Here is a 6,908-nt window from a genome sequence, read left to right as displayed (position 1 = left end):
TGATCGGAGCCTCAAGACGTGCCAATGCCTCTGGGACGCCATTCCCGCAGCCTATCGGGCCGCCCATTGTTTTCATGATTTCTGGGAAGCCTACGCAGCGGTCTTGCCGCCGGATCAGCATACAGCCGTGGGCAAGGAGAGCGGCCAGACTAATCATGTGGAGCGATTCAATAACACGCTACGACAGCGGCTCGCCCGCCTGGTACGAAAGTCACTATCCTTTTCTAAATCGGCCGTCATGCATGATCGCTGTATCCGGCTCTTCCTTGGTCGTTACAATCGAGAGCGTGCTGCCATTCTAGATTGAGCCACTACCGACAATCCGTACAGCAAGGAGAAGTTATAGGGAAACTTGGTAACTCAGGTTTTAGTTCTGGCCCACATCTTCATTTTCATTTTTCAAGTGAGCCAAATCTTCTCACAGGTGTACCACTTCCAATAGCTTTAACGATTGAAGGAAGAACGTACACTCCTACAACAGGTGATATTCTCTCGCAAGAATAATGCCGTGTGAATTTATCAGGAATAATGAGCAAAGTATTTTCATCGAAACTGAAGCAGTAAAATAGAGGGCGTGCATGAAGACTGCTGTGCAACTGAGGCCCTTGGCGCGACCGTAACCTGGGCTCGTTGTACACGCAACCTACGGTCGCCTATAAGATACCGCTAGCGTCGCACTTCCTCTGTGTTGCCTTGGCAACGCAGAGGCCAAGTCGATCGATGAGGCGCCACCGCGCAAATTGCTGGCGCGTGTTACCTGCCGCCGGTTCTCCCACGTCACACGCCCGCCAGCGGCTCAGCTGACAGCTACCCATTGAACATACCTGGCAGATATACACGGTATCGATTACTTCCCATTTTTACACGTATCTCGGCTGTACCCCTTATTCAACACCTTGCCGGCGACGAGCCTGGTATTGAGCTCTTTGCCACGCCGGACTGGGAGCCGCATGCGGCTTCCCTCGTCCCTGGCGTCCACGCTGCCCGCTTCCCGCGTCGGCACTACGCCCTCTCCGCCCTCGCGGACGCCTGGCATGAGCACATCCCATCCGCGCTTGCCCTGCGCCCCCTGGACGCCGCGATCCTGGCCCGCCCCGACTTCCAGGGCCATCACATCCGGCGCTGAGCGACCGGCAACTGGGGCTCGGCTGAAGCCTTCCTGACCTGCGGCTTCGGCTTCGCGCTCTTCGACGGCAGCGAGCCGGTGAGCTGGTGTCTGGCCGACTGTGCTGTTGACGCGCGTTGCGAGATCGGTATCCACACCCACCCGGACTACCGCCGCCGCGGCCTTGCGACCATCGTCGTCGCCGCAACGATCGCACATGCCCTCGCCGCAGGGTATGACGAGGTGGGCTGGCATTGTAGCGAGGACAATCAGGGCTCCCAAGGGGTCGCGGAGCAGGTTGGTTTCACGCTCACCCATCGCTTTCATGCCCTGGGGTGGCGCCTATCAGTAACGGGATAAGTGGGCGAGACTTTACCGGCACGTGGGTAAGCTGGAGTGTGTCCACACGAACCTCCTACAGGCAGAATCATGCTGAACCGTAGCGCCCTTTGCCACTTCATCGCTATGAGCGGTCAGCGTGTAGTACCGCAGGCGTGGCGTGCGACACGCTGACTGCCCGAACAAGGCGGAATACGATTGACGAACAGCAAAGAGACAACAAAGGTATATCTTATTACAGTGCCTTAATTGTAAATATTATTGCAATACTTTTCAGCTTGAACTATTATAATGCGCGTTACATTCGACCAGCAGCGCAGGCGGGCGTGATCCCATCTTCCGCCCACGTGCGGTGCCGTGATCGGGCCTCGGCTCATAGAAGTCCCTGCACGCAGACGAGGGCGCATTGGCGCTGGCTGTGTTACCGTCTCGCCCATGGCCATGACAAAAAGTGCCCACACCCCCAGGTATTGGAGGGCGTTGCGGAGTTGCCCGAAACCGATTCGCGGCGGTGATCAGCATCCTGCACGTGACACCTCTGAGGCCGGATGTATGCTGGAGAAGGGAACACGCGATCCCTGCCTGGGCGTGCTCACGCGCTCATCATCATCACGCAACGCAGCATCCCGCGCGACTGCAGTCGCGCGGGATGCTGCGATTCTGGCGAGGATGTGCGGGCACGCACAGACAGCTGTCGGGGCGCTGCGGGCAGATGCCTGGCATCTGCCCAGGCAGCATTGGGGATGCCCAAAGTATATGCCTCCTGATGCGTTGGGCATCCCCGACACGCCGGGCATCGTCCTTGCAGAAACGCTTTACATATTGGCCATGCGTACACCGCGTTTACACCGCGCAGTGGCCGGGGGCAGACATCCTCTATAGCACCGCACCCGTGAGCCGCTCGTCGCGACACGGTGCTTCGTTGTCAAACCGTGTGTGTGCTATCGGGGGGCTGCGTTCGCCCCCGATCCCCCCCCGCGTGATTGGTGTGATGGTGCTGACGGGGGAGGGAGTCGCGGCGAGGGCCGCGCAGGTGCGGCCGCCGGCGGCGAGGACCCGGGGCGGGTGGCCCGCGTGCTGGAGCGGCTGGTGGCCGCCCGCCTGCTGCGCCTAACCGATGGCGACACGCCGGACGACATGCAGGAGGAGGCGGCCCACAAGGCCCTGGTGCGCAACTGTCCGACCCTGGTGGAGTGGCTGGAGGACGAGCGGGTAGCCCTGCGCCAGCGCCAGCGCCTGAGCGCCGCCGCCGAGCAGTGGCAGCGCCTGGGCCGCGACCCCGGCGCATTGCTGCAAGGCCGGCTGCTGGAGGAGGCGCAGCAGCACGAAGATCTCAGCGAGCTGGAGCACGAGTTTGTACGGGCTGGAGTAGCCGCCGAGGAGGCACGGGCCCGGCGGGCGGCGCGCGCCAACCGATTGATTCTAGCCCTGTCCGTACTGGCGACGATTTTCGGCCTGGTAGCAACTGTGCTGGCGGTGCAGGCGATTGACGGGCGCACCCATGCCGAGCGCGACAGAAACAATGCCGTACAGGCGCGCGGCACCGCTGAAGTCAGCGTGCAGATCGCCGTACAGCAGCAGGCCCTTACCGAGGCCAACCGACAGACCGCCGTAGCCGCCCAATCCCTCGCCACAACCGCCCAGGCCCAGACTGAGCAGCAGCGCAAGGTGGTAGATACCCAGCGTCTGTCCTTCGCTGCCCATACCCAGTTTCGCGACAATGGAGAGGTCGCGCTGCTGCTGGCCTATGAGGCCAGCGCCCGCGATGATAACCTGGTGACCGGGCAGAGTCTGCGCGACGCGATTGACGCGGTATCCTGGCGGCCCACGCCGCTGAGCGGCCACACGGACACGGTCACGAGCGCGGTGTTCAGCCCGGACGGCCGCCGCATCCTTACCGCCTCCTACGACAACACGGCGCGGCTGTGGGGCGCCGCCGGCCAGCCGCTGGCCACCCTCTCCGGCCACACGGGCACGGTCACGAGCGCGGTGTTCAGCCCGGATGGCCGCCGTATCCTCACCGCCTCAGATGATGGTACGGCGCGGCAGTACCTCGTGCGCAGCGATGACCTACAGCGGGCGGCGGCCTGCCGGGTGGGCCGCGGGCTCACGCCGGAGGAGGTGGCGCGCTTCCAGGTGCCTAGGCCACTAGCGTTTGACTTCGCCAAGCGCCAGTGCCCACCGGTGTACAGCTGGGATGCAGGGAAGTAAGGCCGCTCCGCTCAGGAGGTAGAGATGTCATCCTGAGCTACAGCTCAGGATGACGCTCGCATCAGCTCGCGTAATGGCGCAGCCAGACGCATGATGGTCTTCATGCATTCTTTCCCATCGGGGTTGCTAATAAGGAGATCGCCCGGTGCATCCTGACACGGGCTGAAGAGCCAATAGCGATGCTGCCCGATGTATATGATCATCGAGCTGCCGCCGCTGGGCGATGGCTCGCGTAGCCCCCATCCTGCCATCGCGACCCACGCCGTCCCGCCGGTCAGATCGCCGAGCAGCTCGTCGAGCTGCGCGCCCGACAGACCACAGCCGGCAAAGATCTCGCGCGCAGTGTCGGACTGGCTGGCCCGGATCGCCTGGAGCGCCTCGTTAAGCTGGGGATCTGCTATCGTCCAGGTCTCGGGCTGCGCGGCACGCGCCGTGTCGACCGCCACCGCCGCCAGCAGCATTTCTAGCCGGTTGACAAGCACCTCTTCGCTGGCTAGGTGGATGAACTCATGGACGCCGGGCCGCGGAGACAGATGCTCCACAGCGAGGTACTGGGTCGCGTTGAAGTAGTGGGGGTCGCTGGTCTGATCCGGTGCGAGGGCCGAGAGAAGCAGCACCGCGTCCGGGATCAGGCTCGCCCCCACAAAGGCGACCATCATATCATCCATTACCAGCTGATCATTCTCTATCCGGCAGAGCCCGCGATTGAGCAGGGTCTCGGCGCCGGCGTTGAGCCGCGCGGCCTGATCGTGCTCGCTCAGGCCCGCCAGCGGCTCACCCAGGCCGTTCATGGTTGACGCGCCCATCACCTGGAGGACGGCCAGCACCTCGTCGGTGGTCATGGTCAGCGTAAGGGGTTCGCTCGTCATTGGTTCTTCCTCTAGCTAGAAAAGATTCAGGGCAAACTGGCCCGCGCCGCGCAGCGCCCCGCTAAACACCTGGCTGGCATTGCTCACACCGCGCTGGAACTGGTCGCCGATCTGAGTGACTCCCTGTCTGGCTGCGTTCACCGTGTCTTGTGCGGCGTAGCTGATGTCACGGGCGACATGGCTGATCTGCGCGGGCAGCTGGCTGGCCTGCTCCTGGATGTGTTTGCCGGCTTCATCGACTACACCGCGCCAGGAATCTTTTATTCCAGTCTTATCGTACAAATATCCCAGCCCAAAACTTGCGGCAATCCCTATGCCTGGAATAGGTATTGCCGTCTGTATTGCCGCAGAGGCGACTGTAATAATTCCGTCTGCCGCCAGATCAGCGACGGTTGCGGTCACGAACTCACGACTCAATAGCCCCTTTTCTTTACTGTTTCCTACAGAAAACTCTTCGAAAGTGCTTGCAATTGTGATGAACGGGCCAAGCTTGTCCTTAAAACCATCCTTCAAGTTCTTAAGAAAGCTCTGGCGAGGAGCTGATGTGAAGATGCTTTTGAGTATCCCGGCAGCCTTATCGGTGAAGGCCCCTTCACTTATAACAATTTTTGCAGCGTTTTTAGCAAAATTAAATATGCCACCGCTAGGCTTAGTAGCATCTTTAAAAAGACTCCACGCTGTAGTAATTCTAAGGCCATGATCTTCAAGAAATGTAAACCTAAAATCCTCCTCTCCGCCACCGCCACCGCCACCGGCCTCGCCAGCCTGAGCTTTATCGCTCCCGCCCTCGCCCTCAGCCCCATTCTGGAAATACCCGGCGGCCTCAAGCTCGGCCGTGCGCAGTAGCTGCGACACTGCCAGCGTCACCTCGCCAGAGGTATGCAGGGTGTCGATCAGGCGGCGCACCCCCGGGATGAGCTGGCCCTCCATCTCGTCGAAGAAGGCCGTCGCCCCAAGCCCCTGCCAGCTCCCATCGACCAGCGGCTCAAACGCACGGTTGACCCGGTCAAGCATACCCGAAACCTGGCTGGCCTGCGACTGAAAGCGCCGGGCGATCTCATCGAGCTGCGGATAGTTGGCCTGGATGATAGGTTCTGCCATTGTGCTGCTCCCAGGTCTGGTCGCGGATGCCGAAGCCGTTGCATGATAGGCCCAAGCAGCGCTGCGTGGTGGATCATGGCCTTACCACGCAGTGCTGGAATGCGATCGGGGTGTCAGTTTGCATTACAGTCGTTCAGGCCAGGGGCATTCGTGGAGCCGCGGTAGAGGATCACAATCTTAGTGTTCGCTGAGACAATCGAACCCTTTGGCGGTGAGGTGTATAGCACACCCTGCCGACAGACATCACCGCCGATCTGAGCAGGATCGGTCACTTCGAGCACCTCGACTGAGGTAAAGCCAACGGTATTCCGCAAATAATCGCGGGCTCGGCCTACATCGGCGCCGCGCATATCTGGGATCTTAAGCCTTGCCACCGAGGGTGTGGGTGGCGTCCTGGGGGTCGGGGTAGGCTTCGTGCGCTGATCCGCGCTGCTAATACAGTCGCTGGTCTGCTCGCTCTCACCGGTCAACTCGACGGCGCGCGCACAGAGTTGACCGGCGCGTAGCGCAGAGTCAATATCTTCATTCAGCAACAGTGCCTGCCCGCTGGTGAGCATAGCCGCGCCGGCCAGCGCGGCGACGACCGGATCGCCCTGGCGCTGCTGAAGCAACCGATCAACCTCACTAACCATTGTCTGCGACTGCTCCAGCAGCTCACTGCCGACCTCGCCCTCATCAAGCGCCTGGCCAAGCGCCGCCATCGTGGCCTCGATCCAGACGTAGCTCTTTGCGATAGCAAGCTCGCCCGCGATCTGATCGCGCAGCTCATCGCTGCGTGCCACCGCCATGCCGCTGCTAAAATGGTCGGTAGCCTGCCCATAGCCAACCAGCTTATCATCCGCATCGCGGATCAGCGACTTGCCCCAATCGATCTGGGCCTGGGCCAGCTTGTCGCCGATCTCAGCCTCGTTGGGGTAGGCCGCAGAGGCGCGGGTCAGCAGGCGCACGCCCGCCTCGTAGTGGCCCTGAGCGATCTCTTGGTCGGCCGTGATTACGTCTGGGATCTGGATGACGATCACTGTAGTTGGGCGAGGCTGCGCGACCGCCTGGGTGGGCGTCAGCGTGGGCGGTGGTGGTGGCAGTTCTGGCACCGCCGCGCAGCCTGCCAGTATCAACAAGAATGCCATCGCGACGGTGTAAGTCGCAGAGAAGAGTGAACGCTGCATATCGATGATCTCCATCCCTCTAGATCAAGCTACCTGGTGATCGCTGATGGTTGAGAGTCTATCTACCCAGCCGGTGGAGTCCCCTCTGGCGTCCCGGGGGCGGGCGGTGGCGGCGGC

General features: G+C 61.6%; 7 protein-coding genes. 4 read left to right on the top strand and 3 right to left on the bottom strand.

The genetic code is table 11. From position 1 onward, the window contains the following. The 4 genes from K2Z83_RS29555 to K2Z83_RS27335 form a co-directional block, all read left to right on the top strand. Positions 1–307: IS1 family transposase (locus tag K2Z83_RS29555; RefSeq protein ID WP_255604556.1), on the top strand; the 307-nt coding region annotated here is incomplete at its 5' end. Continuing rightward, entirely contained in the window at positions 304–504 is a 201-nt protein-coding gene (locus K2Z83_RS30295; RefSeq protein WP_220598339.1) for a M23 family metallopeptidase, read from the top strand. The genes K2Z83_RS29555 and K2Z83_RS30295, both read left to right, overlap by 4 nt. A 655-nt stretch (positions 505–1,159) precedes the next feature. Continuing rightward, positions 1,160–1,465, top strand: coding sequence for a GNAT family N-acetyltransferase (locus K2Z83_RS30290; protein WP_220598340.1), 306 nt, complete (start codon positions 1,160–1,162; stop codon positions 1,463–1,465). 915 nt (positions 1,466–2,380) lie between these two features. Further along, complete coding sequence (locus tag K2Z83_RS27335) at positions 2,381–3,655, top strand: WD40 repeat domain-containing protein (protein ID WP_370650286.1); 1,275 nt, start codon at positions 2,381–2,383, stop codon at positions 3,653–3,655. A gap of 44 nt (positions 3,656–3,699) precedes the next feature. Here K2Z83_RS27335 and K2Z83_RS27330 read toward each other — a convergent pair whose 3' ends face one another. The 3 genes from K2Z83_RS27330 to K2Z83_RS27320 all read right to left on the bottom strand — a co-directional run bounded on the left by K2Z83_RS27330 (position 3,700) and on the right by K2Z83_RS27320 (position 6,806). Further along, positions 3,700–4,524 carry a hypothetical protein gene (locus K2Z83_RS27330; RefSeq protein ID WP_220598337.1) on the bottom strand — a complete coding sequence of 275 codons (825 nt, stop codon included), beginning with the start codon at positions 4,522–4,524 and terminating at the stop codon, positions 3,700–3,702. A gap of 15 nt (positions 4,525–4,539) precedes the next feature. Then, positions 4,540–5,625 (bottom strand): WXG100 family type VII secretion target, encoded by a 1,086-nt coding sequence (locus K2Z83_RS27325; protein WP_220598336.1) that lies wholly within the window; start codon positions 5,623–5,625, stop codon positions 4,540–4,542. Positions 5,626–5,738: 113 nt separating this feature from the next. Further along, positions 5,739–6,806, bottom strand: coding sequence for a PASTA domain-containing protein (locus K2Z83_RS27320; RefSeq protein ID WP_220598335.1), 1,068 nt, complete (start codon positions 6,804–6,806; stop codon positions 5,739–5,741). Positions 6,807–6,908 lie beyond the last annotated feature (102 nt).

Source organism: Oscillochloris sp. ZM17-4 (assembly GCF_019599295.1).
Classification (GTDB): Bacteria; Chloroflexota; Chloroflexia; order Chloroflexales; family Chloroflexaceae; genus Oscillochloris.
Note: the sequence above shows the minus strand (reverse complement) of the source record. Positions and strands in the feature narration are given on the sequence as shown.

Bases quoted from the DNA above. Each gene is read 5' to 3' on its own strand.
- K2Z83_RS27320 (WP_220598335.1), bottom strand. From the start codon at position 6,806: ATGGAGATCATCGATATGCAGCGTTCACTCTTCTCTGCGACTTACACC.
- K2Z83_RS27325 (WP_220598336.1), bottom strand. From the start codon at position 5,625: ATGGCAGAACCTATCATCCAGGCCAACTATCCGCAGCTCGATGAGATC.
- K2Z83_RS27330 (WP_220598337.1), bottom strand. From the start codon at position 4,524: ATGACGAGCGAACCCCTTACGCTGACCATGACCACCGACGAGGTGCTG.